Annotated in this window: 28 protein-coding genes, 1 tRNA gene and 1 pseudogene; 18 read left to right on the forward strand and 12 right to left on the reverse strand. The window is 68.2% G+C overall.

What is annotated here, in order from left to right; genetic code table 11:
* Positions 1–84: 84 nt before the first annotated feature.
* From QNO11_RS11000 to QNO11_RS11010, 3 genes are read right to left on the reverse strand one after another with little or no spacing between them, the layout of a single operon-like run.
* Positions 85–657: a LytR C-terminal domain-containing protein gene (locus QNO11_RS11000; RefSeq protein ID WP_257508236.1), complete on the reverse strand. Its 573-nt coding sequence runs from the start codon at positions 655–657 to the stop codon at positions 85–87.
* Positions 658–666: 9 nt separating this feature from the next.
* Positions 667–927, reverse strand: coding sequence for a DUF3263 domain-containing protein (locus QNO11_RS11005; RefSeq protein ID WP_257508235.1), 261 nt, complete (start codon positions 925–927; stop codon positions 667–669).
* Between the two features lie 9 nt (positions 928–936).
* Positions 937–1,947 (reverse strand): DUF2332 domain-containing protein, encoded by a 1,011-nt coding sequence (locus tag QNO11_RS11010; RefSeq protein WP_257508234.1) that lies wholly within the window; start codon positions 1,945–1,947, stop codon positions 937–939.
* A gap of 70 nt (positions 1,948–2,017) precedes the next feature.
* Between QNO11_RS11010 and msrB the strand changes: the two genes are divergently transcribed.
* Positions 2,018–2,437 (forward strand): peptide-methionine (R)-S-oxide reductase MsrB, encoded by a 420-nt coding sequence (gene msrB / locus QNO11_RS11015; protein ID WP_257508233.1) that lies wholly within the window; start codon positions 2,018–2,020, stop codon positions 2,435–2,437.
* A gap of 14 nt (positions 2,438–2,451) precedes the next feature.
* Positions 2,452–2,988, forward strand: coding sequence for a nitroreductase family protein (locus tag QNO11_RS11020; protein ID WP_257508742.1), 537 nt, complete (start codon positions 2,452–2,454; stop codon positions 2,986–2,988).
* Between the two features lie 5 nt (positions 2,989–2,993).
* Here QNO11_RS11020 and QNO11_RS11025 read toward each other — a convergent pair whose 3' ends face one another.
* Positions 2,994–3,908: a DMT family transporter gene (locus QNO11_RS11025; protein ID WP_257508741.1), complete on the reverse strand. Its 915-nt coding sequence runs from the start codon at positions 3,906–3,908 to the stop codon at positions 2,994–2,996.
* A gap of 98 nt (positions 3,909–4,006) precedes the next feature.
* Between QNO11_RS11025 and QNO11_RS11030 the strand changes: the two genes are divergently transcribed.
* On the forward strand, positions 4,007–4,285 hold the full coding sequence (locus QNO11_RS11030) for a putative quinol monooxygenase (RefSeq protein WP_257508232.1): 279 nt from the start codon (positions 4,007–4,009) through the stop codon (positions 4,283–4,285).
* Positions 4,286–4,822: 537 nt separating this feature from the next.
* Here the strand turns inward: QNO11_RS11030 and QNO11_RS11035 are convergent.
* Together QNO11_RS11035 and nhaA are read right to left on the reverse strand one after the other, a co-directional pair.
* Positions 4,823–6,451, reverse strand: coding sequence for an FAD-dependent oxidoreductase (locus QNO11_RS11035; RefSeq protein ID WP_257508231.1), 1,629 nt, complete (start codon positions 6,449–6,451; stop codon positions 4,823–4,825).
* Between the two features lie 8 nt (positions 6,452–6,459).
* Positions 6,460–8,265, reverse strand: coding sequence for a Na+/H+ antiporter NhaA (gene nhaA / locus QNO11_RS11040; RefSeq protein WP_306817228.1), 1,806 nt, complete (start codon positions 8,263–8,265; stop codon positions 6,460–6,462).
* 187 nt (positions 8,266–8,452) lie between these two features.
* On the opposite strand from nhaA, the gene QNO11_RS11045 reads away from it, so the two are divergent.
* Positions 8,453–8,815, forward strand: coding sequence for a UBP-type zinc finger domain-containing protein (locus tag QNO11_RS11045; protein ID WP_257508229.1), 363 nt, complete (start codon positions 8,453–8,455; stop codon positions 8,813–8,815).
* Positions 8,816–8,825: 10 nt separating this feature from the next.
* Positions 8,826–9,830, forward strand: a complete 1,005-nt coding sequence (locus QNO11_RS11050) for an SDR family oxidoreductase (RefSeq protein ID WP_257508228.1) — start codon at positions 8,826–8,828, stop codon at positions 9,828–9,830.
* A 338-nt stretch (positions 9,831–10,168) separates the two neighbouring features.
* On the opposite strand, the gene QNO11_RS11055 is transcribed toward QNO11_RS11050, so the two are convergent.
* The 3 genes from QNO11_RS11055 to QNO11_RS11065 all read right to left on the reverse strand — a co-directional run bounded on the left by QNO11_RS11055 (position 10,169) and on the right by QNO11_RS11065 (position 12,052).
* Positions 10,169–10,241, reverse strand: a tRNA-Thr gene (locus QNO11_RS11055).
* A gap of 76 nt (positions 10,242–10,317) precedes the next feature.
* Positions 10,318–11,187 (reverse strand): site-specific integrase, encoded by an 870-nt coding sequence (locus QNO11_RS11060; RefSeq protein WP_257508227.1) that lies wholly within the window; start codon positions 11,185–11,187, stop codon positions 10,318–10,320.
* 175 nt (positions 11,188–11,362) lie between these two features.
* The gene (locus QNO11_RS11065) at positions 11,363–12,052 is read right to left on the reverse strand and encodes a helix-turn-helix domain-containing protein (protein ID WP_257508226.1); all 690 of its coding nucleotides are present in this window, start codon (positions 12,050–12,052) and stop codon (positions 11,363–11,365) included.
* 90 nt (positions 12,053–12,142) lie between these two features.
* Between QNO11_RS11065 and QNO11_RS11070 the strand changes: the two genes are divergently transcribed.
* The 8 genes from QNO11_RS11070 to QNO11_RS11105 all read left to right on the forward strand — a co-directional run bounded on the left by QNO11_RS11070 (position 12,143) and on the right by QNO11_RS11105 (position 15,790).
* The gene (locus QNO11_RS11070; protein WP_257508225.1) at positions 12,143–12,355 is read left to right on the forward strand and encodes a helix-turn-helix transcriptional regulator; all 213 of its coding nucleotides are present in this window, start codon (positions 12,143–12,145) and stop codon (positions 12,353–12,355) included.
* 110 nt (positions 12,356–12,465) lie between these two features.
* The gene (locus QNO11_RS11075; RefSeq protein ID WP_257508224.1) at positions 12,466–13,077 is read left to right on the forward strand and encodes a hypothetical protein; all 612 of its coding nucleotides are present in this window, start codon (positions 12,466–12,468) and stop codon (positions 13,075–13,077) included.
* Positions 13,074–13,601 carry a hypothetical protein gene (locus QNO11_RS11080; protein ID WP_257508223.1) on the forward strand — a complete coding sequence of 176 codons (528 nt, stop codon included), beginning with the start codon at positions 13,074–13,076 and terminating at the stop codon, positions 13,599–13,601. The genes QNO11_RS11075 and QNO11_RS11080 overlap by 4 nt, the downstream gene beginning before the upstream one ends.
* A 129-nt stretch (positions 13,602–13,730) precedes the next feature.
* On the forward strand, positions 13,731–14,393 hold the full coding sequence (locus tag QNO11_RS11085; RefSeq protein ID WP_257508222.1) for a helix-turn-helix domain-containing protein: 663 nt from the start codon (positions 13,731–13,733) through the stop codon (positions 14,391–14,393).
* Between the two features lies 1 nt (position 14,394).
* The gene (locus tag QNO11_RS11090) at positions 14,395–14,559 is read left to right on the forward strand and encodes a hypothetical protein (protein ID WP_257508221.1); all 165 of its coding nucleotides are present in this window, start codon (positions 14,395–14,397) and stop codon (positions 14,557–14,559) included.
* Positions 14,560–14,592: 33 nt separating this feature from the next.
* Positions 14,593–14,979 (forward strand): helix-turn-helix domain-containing protein, encoded by a 387-nt coding sequence (locus QNO11_RS11095; RefSeq protein ID WP_257508220.1) that lies wholly within the window; start codon positions 14,593–14,595, stop codon positions 14,977–14,979.
* Between the two features lie 11 nt (positions 14,980–14,990).
* Positions 14,991–15,533: a hypothetical protein gene (locus tag QNO11_RS11100; protein WP_257508219.1), complete on the forward strand. Its 543-nt coding sequence runs from the start codon at positions 14,991–14,993 to the stop codon at positions 15,531–15,533.
* Positions 15,530–15,790, forward strand: a complete 261-nt coding sequence (locus QNO11_RS11105; RefSeq protein ID WP_257508218.1) for a hypothetical protein — start codon at positions 15,530–15,532, stop codon at positions 15,788–15,790. The genes QNO11_RS11100 and QNO11_RS11105 overlap by 4 nt, the downstream gene beginning before the upstream one ends.
* Positions 15,791–16,242: 452 nt before the next feature.
* Here the strand turns inward: QNO11_RS11105 and QNO11_RS16310 are convergent.
* Positions 16,243–17,395 (reverse strand): annotated as a pseudogene (locus QNO11_RS16310) (IS30 family transposase).
* 260 nt (positions 17,396–17,655) lie between these two features.
* Between QNO11_RS16310 and QNO11_RS11120 the strand changes: the two are divergent.
* From QNO11_RS11120 to QNO11_RS16285, 3 genes are all read left to right on the forward strand, one after another.
* Positions 17,656–18,792 carry an FAD-dependent monooxygenase gene (locus tag QNO11_RS11120; RefSeq protein WP_257508215.1) on the forward strand — a complete coding sequence of 379 codons (1,137 nt, stop codon included), beginning with the start codon at positions 17,656–17,658 and terminating at the stop codon, positions 18,790–18,792.
* A gap of 58 nt (positions 18,793–18,850) precedes the next feature.
* Positions 18,851–19,135: a transposase gene (locus QNO11_RS11125; RefSeq protein WP_257508214.1), complete on the forward strand. Its 285-nt coding sequence runs from the start codon at positions 18,851–18,853 to the stop codon at positions 19,133–19,135.
* 183 nt (positions 19,136–19,318) lie between these two features.
* A complete protein-coding gene (locus QNO11_RS16285) occupies positions 19,319–19,645 on the forward strand; it encodes a helix-turn-helix domain-containing protein (RefSeq protein WP_350338708.1) in 327 nt (108 codons plus the stop codon).
* Positions 19,646–19,877: 232 nt separating this feature from the next.
* Here QNO11_RS16285 and QNO11_RS11130 read toward each other — a convergent pair whose 3' ends face one another.
* Together QNO11_RS11130 and QNO11_RS11135 are read right to left on the reverse strand one after the other, a co-directional pair.
* The gene (locus QNO11_RS11130; RefSeq protein WP_257508213.1) at positions 19,878–20,150 is read right to left on the reverse strand and encodes a hypothetical protein; all 273 of its coding nucleotides are present in this window, start codon (positions 20,148–20,150) and stop codon (positions 19,878–19,880) included.
* Between the two features lie 127 nt (positions 20,151–20,277).
* Positions 20,278–21,228, reverse strand: coding sequence for a DsbA family protein (locus tag QNO11_RS11135; RefSeq protein WP_257508212.1), 951 nt, complete (start codon positions 21,226–21,228; stop codon positions 20,278–20,280).
* Between the two features lie 205 nt (positions 21,229–21,433).
* Here QNO11_RS11135 and QNO11_RS11140 point away from each other — a divergent pair, with 205 nt between their 5' ends.
* Both QNO11_RS11140 and QNO11_RS11145 read left to right on the forward strand, forming a co-directional pair.
* Positions 21,434–22,537: an ABC transporter ATP-binding protein gene (locus tag QNO11_RS11140; RefSeq protein ID WP_257508211.1), complete on the forward strand. Its 1,104-nt coding sequence runs from the start codon at positions 21,434–21,436 to the stop codon at positions 22,535–22,537.
* A gap of 72 nt (positions 22,538–22,609) precedes the next feature.
* Positions 22,610–23,917 (forward strand): DUF4032 domain-containing protein, encoded by a 1,308-nt coding sequence (locus QNO11_RS11145; protein WP_257508210.1) that lies wholly within the window; start codon positions 22,610–22,612, stop codon positions 23,915–23,917.
* The last annotated feature ends 15 nt before the right edge of the window (positions 23,918–23,932 follow it).

Raw genomic sequence — 23,932 nt, forward strand, 5'->3', positions numbered from 1 at the left:
CCGAATCGGCAACTGTTGACGCGCGTGCATCGAAGTTTTCACACGCGCGTAACACACGGCCCCGGATCGGCCGCGTGAGGGGGCTCAGGATGCCGGTGTCGGCGTTCCGGCAGCGGTGCGGTCCAGACCCAGCACGACGGCGAGCTGGCGGGCTTCGGCGTTGTCGAGCGGCTGGTACACCACGCTCTGGGCGACGTCGGCGCCGCCGATCACCTCGGCCAGCGCGAGGGCGGCGGCCTCGTCGGCGGGGAACGGGTAGTACACCGTGGTGGTGGCGAAGTCCTCCGACCCGGCGTCGCCGGCCAGCACCAGGTCCGCCGGCCACCCGGCGGCGATGATCTCATCGCGGGTGCGGCTGGCCAGCCCCGCCTCGGGCGTGGCGTTGAGCACCAGCACGTCGTAGGTCGTATCCAGGACCGGGGTCACCACCGGCGCCGGCGCCACCGTCGGCTCGGCAGTGGGGAACAGCGTCACGCGGCCCGTGAACACGAGGGTGCCGAAGATTCCGACAGCCACGAGCACCACCGTCGCGACGGCGGCCCACAGCAGCACGACCCAGCCGCGCATGTGGGGATTCTCGGCCCGGTGCGCGCCGACGCGGCCGCTCGACGGCGGCAGCTGGTCGAAGCGATCCTTCGGGTAGGTCGGTCTCGGCACCTTGGAATGCTACCTGGCCACTCGAGGGCTCATCGCGACGCGGGCGCGACGGGCCTGCTCCCGGGCGTCGCGGATGCGGCGCAGTCGGGCCACCATCATCGGGTCGTACTCGAGTGCTTCCGGGGTGTCGATGAGGCGCCCCAGCAGCTGGTAGTACCGCGCCGGCGACAGGCCGAGGTGGGCGTGGATCGCCTCCTCCTTGACCGGCCCGTGCCGGGACCAGCCCGACTCGAAGTCGAGGATCGCGCGATCGCGAGGAGTAAGGGGCACGCATCCACGCTAACGCGGGAGGGGTGCTTCCTCGGCGCGCCACTCCAGCCAGCCGCCGAGCGGGTCGGCGGCGGCGAGCACTTCCCCGTCCAGGGCGACGGCGAAGCCGCCCGGCCAGGCATCCAGGTCGATCGGCCGCGTCCACCCATCGTGCAGCCCGGGCGCGTCGATCGTGACCCAGCGGCCCGCCGCGCGCGCGGCAGCGATGGCCGCCTGGCGCCGCGCCCACGGGATGTGGGCGAGCACGCCGGGGGTCGTGACGACCAGGGTCGTCTCCGGCGGCGCCAGGGCCGCGACGCGGGCGATCGTGTCGGCGGCGTCCCCGGCGACGAGCATCGGCGGGTCGGATGCCGCGAGGGCGAGGGCATCGCGCACACGCGCGGCGCGCCCCGCCTCCCCCGGCCACACCAGACCGGTCAGCCAGGCCCCGGTCTGCGGGTCGCCCGGATCCAGCGGGGCCAGGTCGATGCCGGCCCGCCACACCACGTCGGGAAGCGCCAGCGGCGGCATCCGCTCCCCGCGCAGTTCGCACTCCAGCGTCACCGGCGACACACCGGCGATGGGGTCGAGGGCCGCCACCGTGCCGCCGGGGCGGCGGTAGCGGTAGCCGTAGCGGTCGGGGTACAGACACAGCCCGGCGCTCGCGCCCACTTCGAGCAGGGCGATGGGGCCGGGGATCAGCGCGAGGGCCGGCAGCAGCACGGCGCAGCGCAGCGGCTCGTTGGTCTGCAGGCTGCGCCGCCCGCACTCGGCGATGACATCGTCGGCGTGCGCGTGCAGCCAGGTCGCCCAGTCCGGGTAGCCGGATTCGGGTGCGCCCAGCAGCCGGGTCACGGCGAACACGAGCGGGGGCTGACGGTGCGTCGCGGGGATGCGGGCCAGCAGCTCCTGCGTACCGGGTTCGGCGGCGATTCCGGCGGCCCACTCCCGGTACAGCTCGGACCGGCCGGGCGCCTCGTCGCGAGCGAAGCGGGCGTAACGGTCGCGGACGGCGGCGGCGGCATCCGGCTCTGAACTCACCTCCCGATTGTGCCCGATCGGAACACACCGCCGCCTGGTCGGGTTGAATGGAGGGGAGAAGGAGCGACAAATGACTTACGCAGTGAGCAAGAACGACGACCAGTGGCGCGAAGAGCTCGCCCCCGAGCAGTACGCAGTGCTGCGGGAAGCGGCGACGGAGCGCCCGTGGACGGGTGAACTGCTCGACGAGAGCCGCGCCGGCCTCTACGCCTGCGCCGCCTGCGGGGCGGAGCTGTTTCAGAGCGGCACGAAGTTCGATTCGCACTGCGGGTGGCCGAGCTTCTACGAGTCGGTGCGCCCCGAGGCGGTCGAACTGGTCGAGGACAGCGCCCACGGCATGGTGCGCACAGAGGTGCGCTGCGCGAGCTGCGGCTCCCACCTGGGGCACGTGTTCCCCGACGGTTTCGGCACGCCCACTGGCGACCGGTACTGCATGAACTCCGTCGCGCTGCAGTTCAGCCCGCAGGAGACCCCGGAAGACCAGGGGTGAGCGCACTCGAGGCGATGCGCCTTCGTCGGTCCGTGTCGAAGGTGACCGACGACGCGCCCACCCACGATGAGTTGCTCGAACTCGTCGCCGCCGCCGGTCGCGTGGCCGACCACTCCGAACTGAAGCCGTGGCGGCTGATCGAACTGCGCGGCGACGACCGGGAGACGCTGGGCCGGGCGATCAACAAGGCCGAGGGTGAGAAGGGCGCGTCGTCCAAGCCGATGCGCGCGCCGCTGCTGGTGGCCGTGGTCGCCAGCTACCGCGAGAGCGAGAAGGTCCCCCGCTGGGAGCAGGAGGCGGTGGCATCCGGCGTCGCGCACGCCCTCAGTCTGCTGCTGGACGAAGCGGGCTGGGGCGTCATCTGGCGCAGCGGCCACTACACGCGCGCCAAGGCCGTCGCGAAGGCGCACGGGCTGAAGAAGAACGAGCAGCTGCTGGGCTGGCTCTACGTCGGCGGCAAGCCCGAGCGTTCGCGCGAGTCACGTGACAAGGTGATCGACGCGGCAGCGTTCGTCAGCCGGATGCCGCAGCGCAAGACCGCGGCGATGTGACGGTGTCACCTGGCGCGTCGACGCCAGGGCACCGCCGCGACCGCGACCGACGCGAGCGCGACGGCGACCATCGCCAGCGAGGCGCCGACGCTGGGACCGGCGGGAGCAGGCCATAGCGCGTCGAGCACGAGTGACGCCGCCAGCTGGCCCACGATCGATGCCAGGCCGAGCAGCAGCACGCCGGTGTGCACCACCAGCGCCGCGCCGAGGAAGATGTAGCAGACGCCCAGCGCGCCGCCCAGGTAGAGCCAGGGGTTCGTGGGGAAGGGCGCCGGCGGGCCCGCGACGGCGACGTGCACGCCCGCCACGACCGACAGGCACAGCGTCCCGCCGATGAAGTTGACCAGCGTCGCCGTGAGCGGCGTTCCCACCCGCTGGCGCAGCCGTCCGTTCGTCGCCTGCTGCCAGGCGATCCCGACTCCCGCCGCGAACGGCAGCAGCAGCATCCACAGCGGGACCTCGACGGTCCGCCCGGTGAGCGCGATGCCCACGGCGACGAGTGCGAGCACTCCCCCGGCGACCCGGCCCGGCGTGACGGCCACGACGCCGGAGGGGCCGTATCCGGCGCGATCCAGCACGAGTCCGCACACGGTCTGGCCGGCGACGACGCCGACGGTGAACAGCGAGACGCCGATGATGCCGACCGCCAGTCCCTGCGTGGCGACGGTGAGCGCTCCGGCAGCGCCGCCGCACAGCATCCAGAACGGGATACGCCGTTCCCGGACCCCGGATGCCAGGCGCGCGAACCCGCGCCGGCCCGCCGGAAGCGCCGCGGACAGCACGACCAGGATCACCAGCCCGGAGCCGAACGAGACGAGCGCGGCCACCAGGCCGTCTTCCAGCCGCACGCCGAGTTGACCGTTGACCCGGGCCTGTACCGCCGTCATCACCCCGATGAGCACAGCGCCGGCCAGCGCCATCCAGACGGGGAGGTGGCGAGGCTCGGGGGGCACCGCGGCAGTCTAGTGCGGCCGAGGATCCGGCTCGGCCACCGCCGCCGCTCGCCTACGCTGGCAAGGTGAGTACGGTGCGCTTGAGTGGTCAACTCGTCTGCGAGAACGAGGAGCAGTCGGCCATCGTCGCCGCCCACCTGCCGCTTCACCTGGCGCTGACCCGCGCCGAGGTGGGCTGCGTTTCGTTCGACGTGACCCCCACCGACGACCCGCTCATCTGGCAGGTCGATGAGTGCTTCGCCGATGCCGCCGCCCTCCACGCCCACCAGGAGCGCACCGCTGCCAGTGACTGGGGCCGTGCCACGAACGGGATCGAGCGCCGGTACACGATCGAGGGCATCTAGCCGTACCGACCTCGATATCGACCGACAGAGTTGTTGGATCGTACGACGCTGCCCTCGCGGCGTCGCGGCAGGGGTTGCCCGGGTGAGGAGATCTGCCCGGTTGCGGATGCCTGGACGCTGAGGGCCCGCATTTCGGCGGATCTCCGCGTTTCGGCAACCGCGCGCGGGCGGATTTGCCCGGGTGAGGAGATCTGCCCGGGTGAGGAGATCTGCCCGGTTGCGGATGCCTGGACGCCGAGGGCCCTCATTTCGGCCGATCCCCGCGCTTCGGCAACCGCGCGGTGAGGAAATCTGCCCGGGTGAGGAGATCTGCCCGGGTGCGGATGCCTGCACGCTGAGGGCCCGCATTTCGGCGGTTCCCCGCGTTTCGGCAACCGCGCGCAAGGCCGCACCCCGGCGCGCGCGTCGGAATTCAGGCTGTGGAGCGCGACGACGGCAATTTCGGGGTCGAATCGGCTCGCCAGCCTGAATTATGACGGGTTCTCGGTCATGCGTTTGGGGCGGGAGCGAGGAGATCCGACCCCTCGCCACGCCCCCTCACCCGGCGAGCGCGCGGTGCACGGATGCCACGGCGCTCGAGCCCTCGCCCACGGCGGCGGCGACCCGCTTCATCGACCCGCGGCGCACGTCGCCGGCGGCGAACACCCGCGGGATCGACGTCTCGAACGGCAGCGGCTCGCGGCCCAGCGACCGCCACTCATCCAGCGACTGCCGCGTCACGTCGGCGCCGGTGCGGATGAAGCCGGCGTGGTCACGGTCGACGGCCTCCAGCCATGACGTGGCGGGATCGGCGCCGATGAAGCAGAACAGGCCGCTGGCATCCACGGGGCCGACGGTGTCGATGTCGACCGCCTCCAGCGCCTGTTCCCCGTGCAGCCCCACGACGCGGGACCCGGTGTGCACCTGGATGCGTCCCTCCTCGGCGATGCGGTCGACCAGATAAGACGACATGCGCGCCCGCAGGTCGTCCCCTCGCACGACCAGGTGCACGGGGCAGCCGTGGCCGGCCAGGTACAGCGCGGCCTGACCGGCCGAGTTCGCACCGCCCACGACGATCACGGGCGACCCGGCGACCTGCTTGAGCTCCAGCGGCGTCGCCGCGTAGTAGATCGCGGAGTGCTCGAAGTCCTCCCAGCGGTCCAGCTGCAGCCGTCGGTAGGCGGCGCCTGCCGTGACGATCGCGGCGCGCGCCATCACCGCGCGGCCGTCGGCGAGTTGCACCGCCAGTTCGTCGCCGACCGGGCGCAGCCCCACCGCCTCGCACGGCGCGCACACCCGCACGCCGAACTTGATCGCCTGCAGCGACGCCTGGCCGATGAGCGTCCCGCCGCTGACCCCGAACGGAAAACCCAGGAAGTTCTCGATGCGTGAGGTGGCCGCCGCCTGCCCGCCCGGCGCGACGGAATCCAGCAGCACGGTGGACAGCCCTTCGGATGCCGCATAGATCGCCGCGGCCAGCCCCGCCGGCCCGCCGCCGATGACGACCACGTCGACGCCGCCCTCATCGGTCGGCTCGTAGCTCAGCCCGAGCTGCTCGGCCACGATGCCGGGGGTGGCACGGGGGATCGGCTCGCCCTGGATGAACGCGATGGGCAGGTCTTCCACCGGGTACTCGTGCAGCGGATGCGACAGCGGCTCCCCCGGCGGCAGCGCCACCGCGGTGTGCACCAGGTCCAGCCGCTCGGCGAAGCGGCGCAGCGCCAGGAACTCGCTCGACCCGCCCGACCCCACGAACTTCAGGGTCATCGCCGCCGGCCCCCGCCGCAGCGACTCCCGCCTGGCCCACAGCGCGTGCAGGATGATGTCGCCCAACTCATCGTCGTCGGCCAGCAGGCGCCGAAGCTCGCGACGGGACAGGCTCCGCACCCGGCCGGGACGCGTGGCCCGCGCCGACAGGAACGCCCGCTGCCCGTTGAGCAGGCCCAGCTCCCCCGCGAACGATCGGGGTCCGACAGTTGCCAGCACCAGCTCGTCGCTCCAGGCCAGCGCGTCGCGGAGCAACTCGATCTCCCCCTCCTCCACGAGGATCATCGGGTACTCCCGGTCCCCTGTGCGGAAGACGTAGTCCCCCGCCGCGACGTCGAACGCCTCCGCACGCGCCGTCAACCGCGTCCACTGCGCATCGGTGAGGCGGGGGGCCAGCTCCGGGTCGGTCACCTGCGGCATCAACATCCTCAACCTTCCACCCGGATCGCGCGCGTCTCGGCATCCGTCTGCTCGAGCGCACGGATCAGTGATTGGGCATCGTACGGCCCGGTATGACGGCGTCCGTTGACGAACAGCGTCGGCACGGACGTGATGTTCATCGCCTCGGCGTCGAGCATGTCGTCCTGCACGCGCGCGGCGACCACGGCCGATTCCAGGTCGCGCTCGAACCGCGGCACGTCCAGCCCGATCCGCTCGGCGAGGCGGATGATGTCGGCGGGCCGCTGGTTCTCCTGATCGGCGAACAGTGCCCGCTCGAACTCGAAGAACTTGCCCTGACGCGCCGCCGCCTCCGACGCTTCGGCTCCGGCGAGCGCGTTGGGATGCTGCCGGGTCAGCGGTGCGTGCCGCCACACGTAGCGCAGCCGGTCGCCCAGCTGCTGGTGAACCTGCTGGATCGATCCGGACGCCTTCAGGCAGAACGGGCACTGGAAGTCGCCGTACTCGACGATCGTGTAGGGAGCGTCGGCGGCGCCGAAGATGTGGTCGCGGGCGGGATCGACCGGCCGAACGAGCACCTGACCCGACTGGGTATCGGGGTGAACGGCGTCGGAGATGCGGAAGATCGCGGTGGCCAGCACGAACGCGATGACGGATGCCGCCAGCACGCCGACCCGCGCTTCGTTCTGTGCCATCGGCTCGGTGATGGCGAGATCGACGATGAACAGCGAGATGGTGAAACCGATGCCGCACAGCGCGGCGCCGCCGGCGATGCGGTCCAGAGTGAGGCCCGGTCCGAATTCCCCCAGCCGCAGCAGGCGCAGCACCGCCGCCGACCCGAGCACGCCGACGAACTTTCCCACCACCAGCGCGACGATGATGCCCCAGGTCAGCGGCGACACCAACGCGGCCTGCAGGATCTCGGGCGTGACGATCACGCCGGCGTTGGCCAGGGCGAACACCGGCAGGATCACGTACGCGACATACGGCGAGTACGCCGACTGCAGGCGCTCGTTGATGGAGATCGATTCGCGCAGGCTGTTGGCCGCGGCCCGGGCGTATTCGGTGTTCGGCGACTGCCGGAACGTGCGGGCCAGTTCCAGGGCGTGCTCGACGTCGCGGCGGTTGGGCCGGTAGACCGGCACCAGCAGCGCGATCGCGACGCCGGCGAGGGTGGGATGCACGCCGGAGGCGAGGAAGGCCAGCCACACGATGATCGCGAGCGTCGCGTACACCGGGCCTCGGCCGCCGCGCAGGTATCGGGTGGCGTAGATGCCCGCGAGGCCCACCGCGGCGATCAGCAGCGGCATCGGCACGAAGTTCTCGGTGTACACCAGGGCGATGATGCTGAGCGCGCCGATGTCGTCGACCACCGCCAGCGCGAGGAGGAACACGCGCAGTCGGCCCGGCACGCGCGGTCCGATCAGCGCAAGCGCGCCGACGAGGAACGCCGTGTCCGTCGAGATCACGACCCCCCACGCCCCGCCTTGCCCGCTGGGACCTGCGATCAGCACGAACAGCAGGGCCGGGACGGCCAGTCCTGCGATCGCGGCGATGACGGGGACCATGGCGCGCGACCAGCTCGTCAGCTCGCCGATCGCGAATTCGCGGCGCACCTCCAGCCCCACGGTGAAGAAGAAGATCGCCATGAGGGCGTCGTTGACCAGCGCATGCAGTGTGAAGTCCAGGTGCAGATCGCCCACCCCGATCGACAGGTCGGTCTCCCAGAACGACGCGTACCCGCCGCCGGCGAGGTTGGCCCACGCGATCGCGATCGCGGTGGCCAGCAGCAGCAGGAGCGCGCCCATCCGCTGCTGCCCCATCGCGCCGACCATCGCCGCGATCGACTCCTTGGGCTTGCGGGCGGCGCGCGGGTGCCGTGGCGGTGCTCCGATTGTGGAAAAGTCGCTCATCTGCTCTCCACTCCCACGATGTCAGCAGATAACCATCTCAGCACTCCTGGTTCAAGTGAGGGCCGCCGCGTAGAGTTCCAGGCGTGAGCGGACCGTCTGGAGGGCGCTGATGACCGAGTCACAGATCGATCCCACCGTGCCGCCGTCGGGCACCGGCTGCGTCGAGTGCGAGGAGACCGGCAGCTGGTGGGTCCATCTGCGGCGCTGCGCGGTGTGCGGGCACATCGGCTGCTGCGACTCGTCCCTCAACAAACATGCCACGGCCCACTTCCACAGCTCCGGCCACCGCTACGTGCAGAGCTTCGAACCAGGCGAGGACTGGTTCTGGGACTACCTCACCGAGGAGACGTTCACCGGTCCTCCCCTCGCGCCGCCGACGAGCAGGCCCGACGACCAGCCGTCGCCCGGACCCCGAGGCCGCGTGCCGGCCCGATGGCGCGAGCTGCTCGCGGCCGGTGGGGCGGCTGGCTAGGGTCGGACAGATGAGCTCCCTGCGTCTTCTCTTCCTCGGCGGTACCGGCACCATCAGCACCGCGTGCGTCCGCGCCGCCACCGCCGCCGGTCACGACGCCACCGTCCTGAACCGCGGCACCCGTGACTGGGAGCTGCCGGCATCCGTCCATCAGATCATCGGCGACGTCCGCGATGCCGCGTCGCTGCGCGCGGCCGTCAAGGATGAGCGGTTCGACGTGGTGGCCGACTTCCTGTCGTTCGTGCCCGAGCATGTCGAGACGGTGCTGTCCGCCGTGGAGGGCCGCGTCGGGCAGTACGTGTACATCAGCTCGGCGTCGGCCTACGAGAAACCGCCGCGGTACCTGCCGGTCACCGAATCCACGCCGCTGCGCAACCCGTTCTGGCAGTACTCCCGCGACAAGATCGCGTGCGAGCAGCTGCTCGTCGACGCGCACCGGTCGCGGGGCCTGCCGGTGACCATCGTGCGCCCGTCGCACACCTACAACCAGACGAAGATCCCGACCATCGGCGGATGGACCGACATCGCCCGGATGCGGGCCGGCAAGCCCGTCGTGATCCACGGCGACGGCACCAGCCTGTGGACCATCACGCACGCCGACGATTTCGCGGTCGCCTTCACCGGGCTGCTGGGCAATCCGGCCGCAATCGGCGACGCATTCACCATCACCGGCACCCACGCCCCCACCTGGAACCAGATCTACCGCTGGCTCGCGGATGCCGCGGGCGTCACCGACCCGCAGTTCGTGCACGTCGCGAGCGAGACGGTCGCCGCGTGGGCACCCGAAGTCGGCCCGACCCTGCTGGGCGACAAGGCCCACTCGGTGACGTTCGACGTGTCCAAGGTCACCCGGCTGGTGCCGCAGTTCCGCACCACGATCACCTTCGACGAAGGCGCGCGGCGCATCGTGGAGTTCTACGACGCGCACCCGGAGGAGCAGCGCGTGAACGCATCTCTGGATGCCGCGTTCGACGCGATGGTCGCCCACGCCCGCGGAGCCGGCACGCCGGCCTGAGTCCGGCCCTGGCCCCGTCGTGGCTCATGGAGGACGGGCGCGGGGTGGGCGCGGGTTTGCCGGGGTGAGGAGATCTGCCGGGCTGCGGATGCCTGGGCGCTGAGGGACCGCATTTCGGCGGATCTCCGCGTTGCGGCACGGGGTCGGGTGCGGCGGCGGCTGAATGCGGCCACGGCCGCGGGGCCGGGCGCGGGCCGGGCGCGCGACCCCGGGCGTCGGAATTCAGGCTGAGGGGCGGGAACCCGGCGATTTCGGGGCCGAATCTGCTCGACAGCCTGAATTCCGACGGCGGTTCGCGGTGGGCGGCCATGAAGCCATCACGAGCGCCAACGGAGGGGTGCCGGCTACAGGACTTGAACCTGCAACCCCCGTATTACAAGTACGGTGCGCTACCAATTGCGCCAAGCCGGCTAGGCCCGGGATTCCGGGCTTCTGCGGGTGCCTCATGCAGTTCGGGGGTAACCCACCCCGCACAAACCCCGCACATTCATTTCGTCATCACCGAGTCTAGAGCGTCCGCGGCGCGACTACCGCCCACCGTCTTCGACATGTAGGTGTTCATCGTCAGCGAGGGGTTCGCGTGCCCCAGGTACTCCGCGATGTCGCGCGCAGTGAGGCCCGCCTGATCGAGCGCCGTGGCCACCGTCTTCCGGAAACTGTGGAACGTGTAGTCGGGGAGCCCCAGGCGCTTGCGCGCCTCCTGCCACTCCGCCGCGGTGTTGCGCCGGTCACGGCGCTTCAACAATGGCGTGGGGAATACTGGGCCGTCACTCCGCTCGCGAGCAGACAGAACACCGAGCACGCGAGCAGGGACCGTGATGCGCCGCTCCCCCGCCGTCGTCTTCGACTTCCGCACCGTCACGACACCCGCGTCCAGGTCCACGTCTGCCCAATCGAGCGCGACCGCCTCGCTGATGCGAACGCCGGTGCCGGCGATGAACTCGATGAGGTCAACCATGTCCATCGCCTGCAACCGCTCGTCGCCGCGCACCTTCTCGAGCAGCCCCGGCAACTCGGCCAGCGGCACCGGCACCGCACCAACAGCCTTGGCCTCGATCGCAGCGAGCTCACGCACAGGGTTGGTCTTCACCGCGTCGGATCGGGCAGCGAGGCCCATCATTCCGGACAGCACAGCGCGCGCCTTCTTCGCCTCCCCTGGACCGTTCTCACGGGTGATCGTGTCGAGCAGGCGCTGCAATCGCTCAGAGGACGCCTCCGACACGGCCAGGTCGCCTATCCGAGGCACGATGACCTTGCGCACCGAATGCTCGTAGGTCTCGACCGTGCGTGGCGCCCGGCCGGCCTTCGACGCGAGGAACCGCTCGCCGAGGTCACGGATGCGAGTCTCCCGCTTCACATCACTCGCAGAGGTCGCTTGCACCTCCGTTAGCGCCTTCCGCAACGCCGTTTCGGCCTTCGCTTGGGAGGGGGCGAACCGCTCGACTTGGCGCAACTTCCCGTCGTCGAACCTGTATCGCGCCCGGGCCCGCCACTTGCCCGGCGCTACCTCTACGGCGCGGATCGCGCCATAGCTACTCAGCGGCGTCCGAGGGCGGGGCATCATGACCACCCCCAAGAACATTGCCAGTCCAGATCGTGTCGAGAATTGATCGCGTCCCGGAACCCATCTCCTCCAGAGCTTCTAGCTCCGCGAAGGTCACCAACGACGGCTCGATCGCCGCGCTCACCGCCGCCCGAACACCGTCGATATCGTCCGCGTGGGTGTACGCCACGAATCGATCGTGGCGCACCCGTTCACGCTTCAGATCGAGCTGCTTAGCGTCGAGCAAAGTTGCGTACCAGTGTGGAACATCGCGGCCCGAGGTCGGTTGACCAACAGCCTCGTCCCTGAGCATCGCGAGCTGATCGTCGTTTCCCTGGACCAAGTTCGAAAGTGCGAAGAGAGACTGCACGAACTTCGACGCCGCATCCGCGAGATCAGTAGTGCGCCATTCGACCTGATCATAGGCCGCGAACAACCGCTCCTGCAGCGTGCCAGAAGCCTCGAGCAGGTCGCCTAGATCACGTCCGAGCGCGCCAGCAATCACGTTCGCCTCCGCCAGCCTGACCGACCTCTGCCCCTTCTCGATCCGAGACACCGCCGAGGCGTCGACTTTCATGCCGCGTTCCGCCAGGGCGCTCGCGAGCTCCTTCTGGCTCATGCCGAGCAACGACCGCGCCTTCGCGACTGATGAACCGAACGACTCGTCAATATTTGCCATGAGCGACATCCTATGCTCCACGGCGCAATCTCGTGGTACGTTGTTGTCACCGACATTGATTGTTGAACACGACAACCGTAAGGACCGGCTATGGCCACCCACTCGCAGGACACATTGGCACTCGATCTACCGCCGCTGGCGACGAGGCAGCAGGTCGCCGAGTACACGCAGATCTCTGTCCCCACACTTGCCCGTTGGGCGATGCATGAGGAAGGCCCGAAGGTGACGAAGATCGGTCGGGCATGCAGGTACAAAAAGGCCGACGTGCTCGCGTGGATCGACGGCCTGGCGGAAACGTGCTGATGCCAACCGCGCAGCAGATACAGCGCCCCGCCCAAACGGAAAAAAGCCCCCAGGTTCAGAGCGCCAACTCTGCTGGGGGCAACGACCGAATCTCTACCAAAGGAACGATCATGAAAGACGCTATCAGCGTACGGCCCGTCCCCGACGTCGTGTCAAGCGCTCGCAGTCGGCTCGACGACATCCGCTCCCCGATCAACGACCTCGTTGAGCGGCGCAAGAACCTGATGATCACTACGCTCGCGGAGCTGATCGCGTCCGGAATCAACGCTCGCATCTGCCACGCGAACTACTCGCGCGTGCCCCAGGTCGGCGCCACAGGGTTCGTAGTCGAGAGAGTCGCGGCATACCCCGGCCGTGTCGAGCACGATCTCTCCATTCGTCCCGGGCATCCCGCTCACGGCCGGCTCCCCGGCCCGTACTCCGGGACCCTCGCCAACCAGTTCTTCATCGACTGGGGTCAGCACGAGGTCATCCTTGTCGATGATGACCACAGCTACCTCGTCGTCCCGACCCTCACCCCCGAGGACGAAGAAGCCGGTCACTGGCGAGCCATCGGAAGGCTCCGCAACATGGCCAAGTCAGAGTGCATGCGGGTACGCGTGCGCGGGCTCGACGTCGCGCTCATCGACCCGTTCAACAACGTCGTCCACGAAGGAGACATCGTTACCGCCTTCGCATGGATGCACGGCATCGACTACACGAAGGGTCAGGTGCAGTCATGACGTGCGCAACCTTCGACTGGTGCGATCAGGACCACAACGCGGATGACCCGCGCGACCCCGAATGGCACCGCAAAGAAGCCACCGTCAACAGCGGCGAGATCGACCTCGAGTTCGTGCTCGGTATCGAAGCCGGCAAACCGTACCTGTACTGGTCTAGCGCGGCGGAGTACGACGTTCCCGACGTCGGGGACACCACCCTGCTCGACCTGCAAGCGGCGATCCTGCGCATGCAGAACATGTACCTGGAGTTCGCCAAGGCGCACAGCGGTGCGACCGCAGAAATCACCCCCGATGCCGCTTGGAACGCCAACGAGGCAGCGGAGATCGTCGGAGTAACCACAGACAACACGAAGCTCTGCATCTTCGGCACGGACGGTGAGATCGCACTCGACCGCGACAGGAGCCTCGCCCTGGCGCTCGCGACCCGACTCACTATCGCCGCATCAGAACTCCGCGAGGCCCCTGCCCCCGCCCTCAAACGGCACCCCAGCGTCACCCTCGCACTCGCAGAGCGAGACGTTTGACGCCCCGCGGGTGGGTGGCCCAACAGTCTCGGGCCACCCACCATCACATGCCTGCCGCCGATGCGGGCACGGCGCTAGATACACGGGTAGGCCCCCGGAAGCCTGCTCCACATATTGAAAGGGGGAGGCGTGACAGCGATCGACGAACTCACCCGCTGGGCACTCTCCGCAACAGTCAGCGGCAATAGGCAGGTCGGAGCTTGGGCGAGCAAGTGTGTGCTCATCGCCCTATGCCAGTACGCGAATCAGGATCTCGAGGCGTGGCCATCTGCTGACAGCATCGCAGCGGACGTCGGCATGACTCGACGCGACGCACGCAACGCGCTGGACGCGTTGGAGCACAACCGACTCATCGAGCGGGCATCCCGCCAGGTCGGAAGGTCTACACGTTGGGTGATCCTCGCTGACCTGGCGGGATATCCCGCCACTAAACCGGCGGGCGACGTGGCGGGGAACCTGGCGGGCGACGTGGCGGGGAACCTGGCGGGCGACGTGGCGGGCTTCGTGGCGGGGTATCCCGCCACGAAGGGAAAGGAAGAGAACAAGAAGGGAGGGGCCAGCGACCTGACCCCCCTCTCCCCCTACTGCGCTATCCACCCCCTCGGGACAGACCAGCCATGCCGTCCATGCGGTGAAGCACGCAAGCGGGCCATGGCGAACACCGCTCGGCAGCCGGCAGCCGTTTTCATGCGCACAGTCCAGCCCGGGGTCCACTGCGCTCCCGGAACACACCGCACGGTCGCAGACGGCACCTGCATCGACTGTGACATCCGCGCAGACGAGGTGGCCTGACATGGGACGTCCAGCACCCAAGCCGTACAACTTCGACGCCCTCACCTTCGCATGGAACAACCCACACGAGTTCGCCAACCAGATCGCCCTGTACTACTCACAACTCGCCCGGGAAGGTCACGGCGAATCGGTCGACTGGACGGAGGCCCGCCATGACAGGAGCTAACTCCGGTCGCACCGAGTCGCTGGGCGGTGCCGCGTGACCTACCTACCCGACGAGCCCGTGATCATCCTCACGGCATCTGATGCCCGCATCCTCTGGCAGGCCGCACGCCTCAACGAGCTCCGATTGAAGCACCGCACAGGGGGCAACAACCGCCTCTACTCCCTGCTGGTGAACGTGTACCGCGTCGGGCTCGCAGTCTCCCCCGATGCCGCACCCGGCAACGAAACGCGGCAAGAAGCGGCATCGGAGGAACGTGAGTACTGGACAACACAACAACTGGCGAAAGCGACGGGACAAGCGGAACGAACCATCCGACTACACATCCAGGACAAGACGATCCCCGCAACCAAACCCGGCAAGAGCTGGCTCATCCACAAAGACGACGCCACCACCTACATCGCCAGCGGACGAAAGCACTGAAAGGAAACACCATGGCCCTCGACGCACTCGAGAACGAGATCCTCACCCTCCGCGACCGCGCCAAAGTACTGCAGCGCAGCCACGGCAACGCGACACGCGAGATCGAAAGCGACACCAGCCTCAGCGCCACCGGCAAGGAGGACGCCAAGAAGCGCAGCTACGACAGCCACCGCGCCAGCCTGCGCGAACTCCGCCAGCGCGAAGAGCAACTGATCAGCAACAAGATCCAGGAACTCCAGGGCCGCATCGACTCCACAAGCGGACGCACCGCCGCGGACATCATCGCCTTCCGCGACGCCCAGGACCGAGCCGACCGCATCGCCAAGCCCGAGCAGGCGCAGCCCATGCTCGAGCGCGCCATCCGGCAGAACGACACCTCGCTCGCCCACGCAATCTTCCGCCGCGCCATCGAGAACGGATGGCGCAGCGTCCAAGATGCGTTCACCGCGCACCGGCCCGAACTCACCGACGTGGTGCGAGACCTCAACCGCCTCAACGCGCTCAAGGAGAACAGCTTCGAGCGCACGATGCAGTACGCGTTCATCCTCCGATGACCGAAGACAACCGCGCGACCATCCAGATCGACGATCGCCGCCTCGACCTACCGCAAGCCGAAGCATGGGCAGTCTTCCGCGAAGCGATCAGCACAGCACACCGCGGAGGGTTCATGCCCATCTCCCAAGACACTGCGGTCTCGATCACTAAGAGCACACGTCTCTCACTCACCATTCGCGGCGAGTTCGCCGAGGCATACCAAGCACTGCTCACCATCGACCGAACCAACAGAGACAGAACCGGGCGGATCTCATGACGACCCCGCGCAGCACCCAGGGGAGGGTACCCCTCAGCCTCAGCCGCCCAGGTCTCCGGGTACTGCCGACGTCCCTCTCTGAGATTTTTTTCGACACCGGTTGAGCATCGTCTCGCCGGCTGACTGACAGGACTTCACATGGAAACGAACGAATTTGGGGGCGGTGAGGATGCGGTGGTGACGCCGTTGACGATCGTTCAGCGGCGAGAAGAGCGACTCGCCGCGGAAGGCGGGACGCGCCAACCGCTGCTACTTCTCTGAGCGCTCCATGTGAAGGCGTCCATGGCCGCTTTATCCTCAGCCCCGTAGGTCCGTAGATCGGACAGGCTCCATCGCTCGGTCGTGCCCGGGGCATAGTGGAGCACTCGAACGCGACATGCGCGCAACGGTGCCCGCCCACAGGGTCCCGGCTGTCGAGCACTGCCCGATAGCCGATCGGCGGATTCAAGCGGTCATCGCAACAGGACCGATTTGATGATCTCATTCGGGGTTTGGAACTCGAGCCGTTTGCGGGGTCGGTCGTTGAGTTCGTGGGCGACGGCGTCGAGCTGGCCTTCGGTGAACCCGTCGAGGTCGGTGCCTTTCGGGAAGTACTGCAGCAGCCCGTTCGTGTTTTCGTTGATGCCGCGTTGCCAGGGTGAGTGCGGGTCGCAGAAGAACACCTCGATGCCGGTATCGATGCGAACCTTCTCCCAGTCGCGCATCTCTGGTCCTTGATCCCAAGTCAGTGCGCCGCGCAGCTGCACCGGGAGCTGCTGGATCTTGCGGGTCAGTGCGGGGGCGACCTGGTCGGGCTTGTAGCCGTCGGGGAGGTGAACGAGCATCGTGAAGTTCGAATGTCGTTCCACGAGCGTGCCAATCGCAGACATGTTCCCCGCGCCGATGATCAGGTCGCCTTCCCAGCTTCCCGGGACGGCCCGATCACTCGCCGTCGGCGGTCGCTCCGAGATGTTGACCATGTTGGGGATCCGGTTCTTGCGCTGCCCGACCTTCCGACTGGGATGACGCAAGCCCGCGCCCGGTGCGTAGATGCCGGGTCAGCTTCTGTTTCAACGCGCCCCGCGACTGCACGTAGAGCGACTGGTAGATCGTCTCCACGCTCACCTGCATCTCCGGATCATCGGGGAGCTCTCGCCTCAGCCGGCCGGCGATCTGCTCCGGCGGTCGACGCTTAGCCAGGTCCTGCTCCACTCTCTCACGCAGTCGCAGGTTGGTCGCCGGCTTCGCCGGCTTCGGCCGGCACGCCCGCCCCATCGCCGTCATCTGCGCCATCGACGCCCGATATCGGCCACGCACGGGGTTCCGGGACAGTTCCCGAGACACCGTCGACGGCGCGCGTCCTAGTCGCTTCGCGATCGCGCGTACCGACTCGCCCCGCGCGACGCCGACCGCGATCTCTTCCCGCTCGGCGAACGACAGATACCGGCCCTGCAGGTCCCGTCCGCGTCGCGGCCGGACGCCGCCGGCAGCGACGAGCATCCGTTTCGCCGTCGTGCGGTCCACCCCAATCTGCTCGCCGACCTCACTCGCGAACAGCCCGGCCTGGAAACCGTCCCACGCCTGCTGCACTGCATCGAGCCGGAACCTCAACGCCAACTCCGCCACAACACTCTTCCAGTCGCGGCAGCGATGACACTCGGGGCGGTTGTGTTCGTACGTCACAGGGGCCCAGCACCCGTTGCACCGATGCAGCGAACCGCCGCCCCCGTGATGGGCCGCGTGGTGGTCAACACGCTCGTGAAAGCACGCGCCTGCGATGTAGTACCCCCACGTAGTGCGAATCGTCTGACCGGACGCGCCGACAAGGCGATGCTCCTCGCTGTACTGGCGTGAGACTCTCTTTTTGTAGAAGGTGAGGAGTGGTGATGCGTATCGCTGTAATCGGCGCAGGGATCGGCGGACTCGTGGCTGCTGCCGGGCTGCAATCTGACGGCCATGAGGTGACGGTCTTTGAGCAGAGGCAAAAGCCAAGCCCTGACGGTGCTGGACTGACTCTCTTCAGCAACGCATTCGAGGCGCTGGACTTGCTGGGCCTTGGCGATGTGGTCAGAAGCATTTCGAGTGGAGCAATCGCCTCGATGCGGTCCGGCCAGCGACACCCCTCGGGGTCGTGGCTCATCACCGTGCCTCAAAGCGCGGTCGCTTCGATGCGCAGCGTCCACCGTGTCGAACTGCACCGAGCACTCACCGGACAATTGCAAGCCGGAACCCTGCGCACGGGGAGCGCCGCACTTGTCGCGTCTGACGGCTCCCCGCATGTCACGGTAAACGCCCGGACAGAGCACTTTGACCTCGTAGTCGTCGCCGATGGTATCCGCAGCCGGAACCGCGTCTCGCTCGGCTTGGACGCCGGACTCCACTATGCGGGATACACCGCCTGGCGCGGAGTCACCAGCCGCCCTGTCGATATTCACGGAGAGGCCGGCGAGAGCTGGGGGCGCGGACAGCTTTTCGGGATCGTGCCTCTTCCAGATGATCATGTCTATTGGTTCGGAACGTTGACCACAGCAGCAGGCACGGTGTTTCGCGACGAGTACAAGGCAGTTCAACGTCAGTTCGACCAGTGGCATGATCCGATCCAAGAGTGCATCACCGCGACCCAGCCGGATGCGGTGATGCGACACGACATCTACGACCTTGCGAAGCCGCTCCCCTCGTTCGTGCGCGGACGTGCGGTTCTGCTAGGCGACGCAGCCCATGCAATGACTCCCAATCTCGGACAAGGCGCAGGGCAAGGCATCGAAGACGCCGCTACTTTGGCACTCTTGCTTCGCAATGCGGGCATCAACGAACTCGACTCGATGCTCGCGCGCTACTCCGACCTCCGCCGGAAACGAACCAGCACGATCCAGCAACGCTCGCGCATGGCAGGCCGAGTCGCGCAAGCTGCAAACCCTCTAGCGGTGGGACTGCGTAACGCTGCTCTGAGACTCACGCCGGGCAAGGTCATGGGTGCGCTAAGTCAACGCATCCACGCATGGCCGAAAACCAAGGGAGCTTGACCCGCTTTTCCGGACACCTGAGTTGAGGCGATGATCGTCTCAGAGAGGAGTCCGTGAGATGCCTGCTGCCCACCCGCCGGAGTTCCGGCGTCGAGCCCTGGATCTGGTCGCCCAGGGTAACCCGGTCGGCCAGACCGCCCGTGATCTCGGGATCAGCGAATCCTGTCTTCGGAACTGGATGAACCTGGACGCGGTCGACTCCGGCCGCAAGCCCGGCCTGACCACCGATGAGCATCAGGAGCTCGTCGAGTTGCGTCGTCGGTTGCGGGTTCTGGAGATGGAGAACGAGATCCTCAAGCGCGCGTCGGCGTACTTCGCCCGGGAGAATGTGCTCCCAAAATAGGGTTCCGGTTGGTCCAGGAGCTCGCCGCTGACGGTGTCCCTGTCGCGGTGGCCTGCCGGTTCCTGAACATCTCAACCTCCGGCTACTACGACTGGGCCAGGCGGCCACCGTCTGCGCGGGCCATCGCCGACGGCGAACTGACGGCCACGATCCGGCGCATCCATGCCGACTCTCGGCAGACGTATGGGGCGCCGTGGGTGCTCGCTGAGTTGCGGCTCGGGCTCGACCGTGTACTCCATGGCGCAGAGGGGAGACCTGCCCCACATCCGACTCGGAAGCCGCTATCGCTTCCGCGTCTCAGAGGTGATCGACGCGATGCGGCCAGAGCGCCCAGTAGCGGACACAAGCAGACCGGTCCCTCGCCGACGCGCGCAGCGCTTAGCCGATTATGAACGCGGACTGGAGAATATGCGTGCCGCGACCGCGTACATCGACCGCATCGACCCCCACGGGCGCATGACCCAGGACGAAAGCGTCGAAGCCCTACGGAGAGGCGGGTTCTTAGGGTAGAACCCCGCATTTACCCCGCAAATTCAGCGAGCGGCGAAGAGGCCCAGTGATACGACGGGAGCAGTCGGGGGTACGGGGGGCAGTGGGTCTGACACCCCGCACTAACCTCTGATATCGCCCCGAACTGTATTACAAGTACGGTGCGCTACCAATTGCGCCAAGCCGGCAGTGCTACGCCGTCGCCGACGAAGCCACCACAGAGTCTAGAGCGTCCAGTGTGCGCCAGCCGCCGTCACCCAGTCGTCGGCGGTGCGCTCCAGTTGCGGCCGTCCCAGTAGCGGCGTCCCGCTGCCGTGTCGTACCACCCGGCCGGCGCGGGCGGCCCGGTGCGGCCGGCGGCGACCGCGGCGCGCTCCTGATCGGCGAGCAGGATGCCGTTTTTCACGCCGGTGCGCACGATGAGGTACCCCACCCACAGCACGAGTGCGATCATCCCGAGGTACAGGATCACACCCACAAGGAAAAAGCCCCAGCCGAAGCCCCACATTCCGCGAAAGTCGCTCATGCGGTGAGCATACGACCCTCAGTGCGCGCGCACCGCCGAATTCCGGGCGCCGAACCTGCCGAAGAGCGGGCGCGGCATGACCAGTCCGGCCGCGGAATGCGCGACAGGCGAGCGCCGCCGGGGCCGATTACGGCGTGGCGGTGGGCGTGGGGGTCGGGGTTGCCGATTCCTGGTAGTACGCGTCGCTGGCGAGCGTCATCACGAACTGCGCGAACTCGGCCGGGTCGTCCAGCGCGCCGACATACGGCTCGCCGTTGACGAGCACGGTCGGCGTGCCGGTCAGCGCCAAATTGTCGGTGTGGGGAATGCCCGCGAGAGCGCCGTCGGTGGCGTCACGCGCCCAGGCGGCGAAGCGTCCCTCTTCGATGCAGGCGCGCACCGTCTTGGGATCCTGCACACCGGATGCCTGGGCGAGGTCGGCGAGCTCCTTGTCGGACATCCCGTCCGCATCCACCTCGGGCTGCTTGATGAGCAGCTCGTTGGTGTACGAGAAGAACGCCTCCTGCGAGTGGGTGGCCACGCACGCAGCGGCGCTGGCGGCCCGGAGCGAGTACTTGGTGCCGTTGGACTTGGCGCTGAGCATCGCGACCGGGTAGTACGTGAGCGTCGCCGAGCCGTCGTTGACCCACGTCGCCAGCTGCTCCATGTTGGTCATCTGGAACGTGCGCGACCCCTCCGACAGGTAGTCGACGTACACGCGGATGTCTACGGCCGACTCGCTCGCGGGCGTCGGCACAGCCTCGGGGGCGACCTCCGCCGGCGCCGGGTCGGTGGTTTCGTCGGTCGCCTCGGTGGCTTCGAGCGGCCCGGCGTCGTCGAGGCCGGAGACCGACGAGATCGCGAAGCCGTTGTCCACCTCGTTCGCGGGCGACATCTGCGGCTGCGACGCGTTGCTGGAGACGATCCAGACCAGCGATCCGGCGATGATCCCCATGACAGCGAGCGCGGCCACAGCCAGCACCGAGCGGCGGATGAGGCGCATTCGCGTCTGCTTCGCGTGCACCTGCTGGGCCTTCTCGCGCACGGCTTCGCGGGCGTCGCGCTTGGCGGGTGCGGTCGAGGGATCGTCGCTGGACATGGAACCTTCTGGGAGACGTGCGGCCGGTTGTCCGGCGGGGGCCGCTCGGGTATGCGCGGCGTTATCGATGCTAGTCAGAGTGCCTGGGAAAAGCCCAGACGTGACATACTGAACGCGCACCCGAAGGCGGGCGCGCGGGAATAAGCCCCGCTCAACTTCACTACGGATCGTCCGGCACGTACCTGCCGGTGAAGGAGAAGAAAACATGGCGACTGTCACTTTCGACAACGCAACCCGCTTGTACCCCGGAGGCACGCGCCCCGCAGTGGACAAGCTGAACCTCGAAGTCGCCGATGGCGAATTCCTCGTGCTGGTGGGTCCCTCCGGCTGTGGCAAGTCCACGTCGCTGCGCATGCTGGCCGGCCTCGAAGAGGTCAACTCGGGCCGCATCCTCATCGGTGACCGCGACGTGACCGACGTCCCGCCGAAGGATCGCGACATCGCGATGGTCTTCCAGAACTACGCGCTGTACCCGCACATGACGGTCGCCGAGAACATGGGCTTCGCCCTGAAGATCGCCGGCGTCGGCAAGGAAGAGCGCGCCGCCCGCGTGCTCGAGGCCGCCAAGCTGCTCGACCTCGAGGAGTACCTGACCCGCAAGCCGAAGGCACTCTCGGGTGGTCAGCGTCAGCGCGTCGCCATGGGCCGCGCCATCGTGCGTCAGCCCCAGGTGTTCCTCATGGACGAGCCGCTGTCGAACCTCGACGCCAAGCTCCGCGTGCAGACCCGCACCCAGATCGCGTCGCTCCAGCGCCGCCTGGGCGTCACCACCGTCTACGTGACCCACGACCAGACCGAGGCCCTCACCATGGGTGACCGCATCGCGGTGCTCAAGGACGGTCTCCTGCAGCAGGTCGGCACCCCGCGCGACCTGTACGAGAAGCCGAACAACGTGTTCGTCGCCGGCTTCATCGGCTCGCCCGCGATGAACCTGTTCGCCGCCGACCTCGCCGAGGGTGGCGTGCGCTTCGGTGACGAGGTCGTGCCGCTCGACCGCGACACCGTCGGCCGCGCCAACGGCAGCCAGGTCACCGTGGGTGTCCGCCCCGAGGACATCGTCGTCGGCCCCGCCGACGGCCGTGGCCTCTCAGTCATGGTGGACCTCGTCGAGGAGCTCGGCGCCGACGGTTACCTGTACGGCCACACCGAGATCAACGGCAAGCGCACCGACCTCGTCGCACGCGTCGACGGCCGCAACCACCCCAACGCGGGTGAGACGGTCACCCTCGCGGCCACGGCCGGTCACGTGCACGCGTTCGACATCGAGTCGGGCGAGCGCCTCAACGACAAGCCGGTCGTCTCGGCCTGATCAGACCAGATACAGCGCGGCGCGGGTAGCCTTAGGGCTCCCGCGCCGCGTCGTTTTCGCCAGGAGTACCCGTTGCCCTCAGCCCTCAGCATCACCGCGAGCTCGGTCGACCCAGGCCTGCTGACCCTGCCGTGGTCCACGCCGCTGGCCGACTGGCCTTCCCAGCACATCGTCTTCCTTCCCAAGGGCCTCTCCCGGCACCTGGTGCGCTTCGCGAACCTGTCCAACCGGGTCGTCGCGATCAAGGAGACCACGGTCGAGATGGCGCGCCGCGAGTACGAGATGCTCGGCAACCTCGCCCGGCTCGACGTGCCGTGCGTCTCCCGCGTCGCCGTCATCGACGGGCGCACCGATGACAACGGGGAACCGCTCGCCGCTGCCCTCGTCACGGCGCACCTGAAGTTCTCCCTCCCCTACCGCGCCCTGTTCACGCAGGTGCTGCGCCCCGACACGGCGTCCCGACTGGTCGACGCCCTCGCGCTGCTGCTGGTGCGCCTGCACAACGTCGGGTTCTTCTGGGGTGACGTGTCACTGTCGAACACGCTGTTCCGCCGGGATGCCGGCGCGTTCGCGGCCTACCTCGTCGACGCCGAGACGGGTGAGCTGCACGAATCCGGCCTCACCCGCGGTCAGCGCGAGCACGACCTCGACGTGGCGCGCACCAACATCGCCGGCGAGATCATGGATCTTGAGGCCGGTGGACGCCTGGAGGGCGGAGTGGATGCCGTGGCGATCGCCGACGGCATCGTCTCGTCCTACCACTCCCTGTGGGCTGCACTGACGGACCGCGAGACGTTCGCCGCGAACGAGTCGTGGCGCATCACCGAACGGGTGAACCGGCTCAACGATCTCGGCTTCGACATCGGCGAGATGTCGATCCAGTCCACCGCCGACGGCACCCGGGTGTCGATCCAGCCGAAGGTCGTCGACGCCGGGCACCACCAGCGACGCCTGCTGCGGCTGACCGGGCTGGACGTGGAAGAGAACCAGGCCCGCCGTCTGCTCAACGACCTCGACGAGTTCGCCGCCCGCGTCTCCCGCCTGGGGTCGGACGAGGACATGGTGGCCCACGAGTGGCTCACCCGTGTGTTCGAGCCGGTCGTGAAGGCCATCCCGTGGGACCTGCGCGCCAAGCTCGAGCCCGCCGAGGTGTTCCACCAGGTGCTGGAGCACCGCTGGTACATGTCACAGGGCCGGGGCCGCTCGGTGCCGCTGGCCGAGACGCTGACGTCCTACATCGAGAACGTGCTGCGTCACCGCCGCGACGAGGCGACCGTCGTCGGCCCCGAGACGGAGACCCTGTCGGTCCTGATGTCCACCTCGGCCATCCCGGTGACCGACGACGAAGAAGAATCGGTCGACTGGCGCGACCTGGTCTGAGCGGTCAAAGCCACT

This window comes from Microbacterium sp. zg-B96 (assembly GCF_030246865.1).
Classification (GTDB): Bacteria; Actinomycetota; Actinomycetes; order Actinomycetales; family Microbacteriaceae; genus Microbacterium.

Coding starts and splice junctions, on each gene's coding strand:
- msrB (WP_257508233.1), top strand. CDS start 2,018: ATGACTTACGCAGTGAGCAAGAACGACGACCAGTGGCGCGAAGAGCTC.
- QNO11_RS11020 (WP_257508742.1), top strand. CDS start 2,452: ATGCGCCTTCGTCGGTCCGTGTCGAAGGTGACCGACGACGCGCCCACC.
- QNO11_RS11025 (WP_257508741.1), bottom strand. CDS start 3,908: ATGGCGCTGGCCGGCGCTGTGCTCATCGGGGTGATGACGGCGGTACAG.
- QNO11_RS11035 (WP_257508231.1), bottom strand. CDS start 6,451: ATGCCGCAGGTGACCGACCCGGAGCTGGCCCCCCGCCTCACCGATGCG.
- nhaA (WP_306817228.1), bottom strand. CDS start 8,265: ATGGTCGGCGCGATGGGGCAGCAGCGGATGGGCGCGCTCCTGCTGCTG.
- QNO11_RS11045 (WP_257508229.1), top strand. CDS start 8,453: ATGACCGAGTCACAGATCGATCCCACCGTGCCGCCGTCGGGCACCGGC.
- QNO11_RS11050 (WP_257508228.1), top strand. CDS start 8,826: ATGAGCTCCCTGCGTCTTCTCTTCCTCGGCGGTACCGGCACCATCAGC.
- QNO11_RS11065 (WP_257508226.1), bottom strand. CDS start 12,052: ATGGCAAATATTGACGAGTCGTTCGGTTCATCAGTCGCGAAGGCGCGG.
- QNO11_RS11070 (WP_257508225.1), top strand. CDS start 12,143: ATGGCCACCCACTCGCAGGACACATTGGCACTCGATCTACCGCCGCTG.
- QNO11_RS11075 (WP_257508224.1), top strand. CDS start 12,466: ATGAAAGACGCTATCAGCGTACGGCCCGTCCCCGACGTCGTGTCAAGC.
- QNO11_RS11080 (WP_257508223.1), top strand. CDS start 13,074: ATGACGTGCGCAACCTTCGACTGGTGCGATCAGGACCACAACGCGGAT.
- QNO11_RS11090 (WP_257508221.1), top strand. CDS start 14,395: ATGGGACGTCCAGCACCCAAGCCGTACAACTTCGACGCCCTCACCTTC.
- QNO11_RS11100 (WP_257508219.1), top strand. CDS start 14,991: ATGGCCCTCGACGCACTCGAGAACGAGATCCTCACCCTCCGCGACCGC.
- QNO11_RS11105 (WP_257508218.1), top strand. CDS start 15,530: ATGACCGAAGACAACCGCGCGACCATCCAGATCGACGATCGCCGCCTC.
- QNO11_RS11120 (WP_257508215.1), top strand. CDS start 17,656: ATGCGTATCGCTGTAATCGGCGCAGGGATCGGCGGACTCGTGGCTGCT.
- QNO11_RS11125 (WP_257508214.1), top strand. CDS start 18,851: ATGCCTGCTGCCCACCCGCCGGAGTTCCGGCGTCGAGCCCTGGATCTG.
- QNO11_RS16285 (WP_350338708.1), top strand. CDS start 19,319: ATGGGGCGCCGTGGGTGCTCGCTGAGTTGCGGCTCGGGCTCGACCGTG.
- QNO11_RS11130 (WP_257508213.1), bottom strand. CDS start 20,150: ATGAGCGACTTTCGCGGAATGTGGGGCTTCGGCTGGGGCTTTTTCCTT.
- QNO11_RS11135 (WP_257508212.1), bottom strand. CDS start 21,228: ATGTCCAGCGACGATCCCTCGACCGCACCCGCCAAGCGCGACGCCCGC.
- QNO11_RS11140 (WP_257508211.1), top strand. CDS start 21,434: ATGGCGACTGTCACTTTCGACAACGCAACCCGCTTGTACCCCGGAGGC.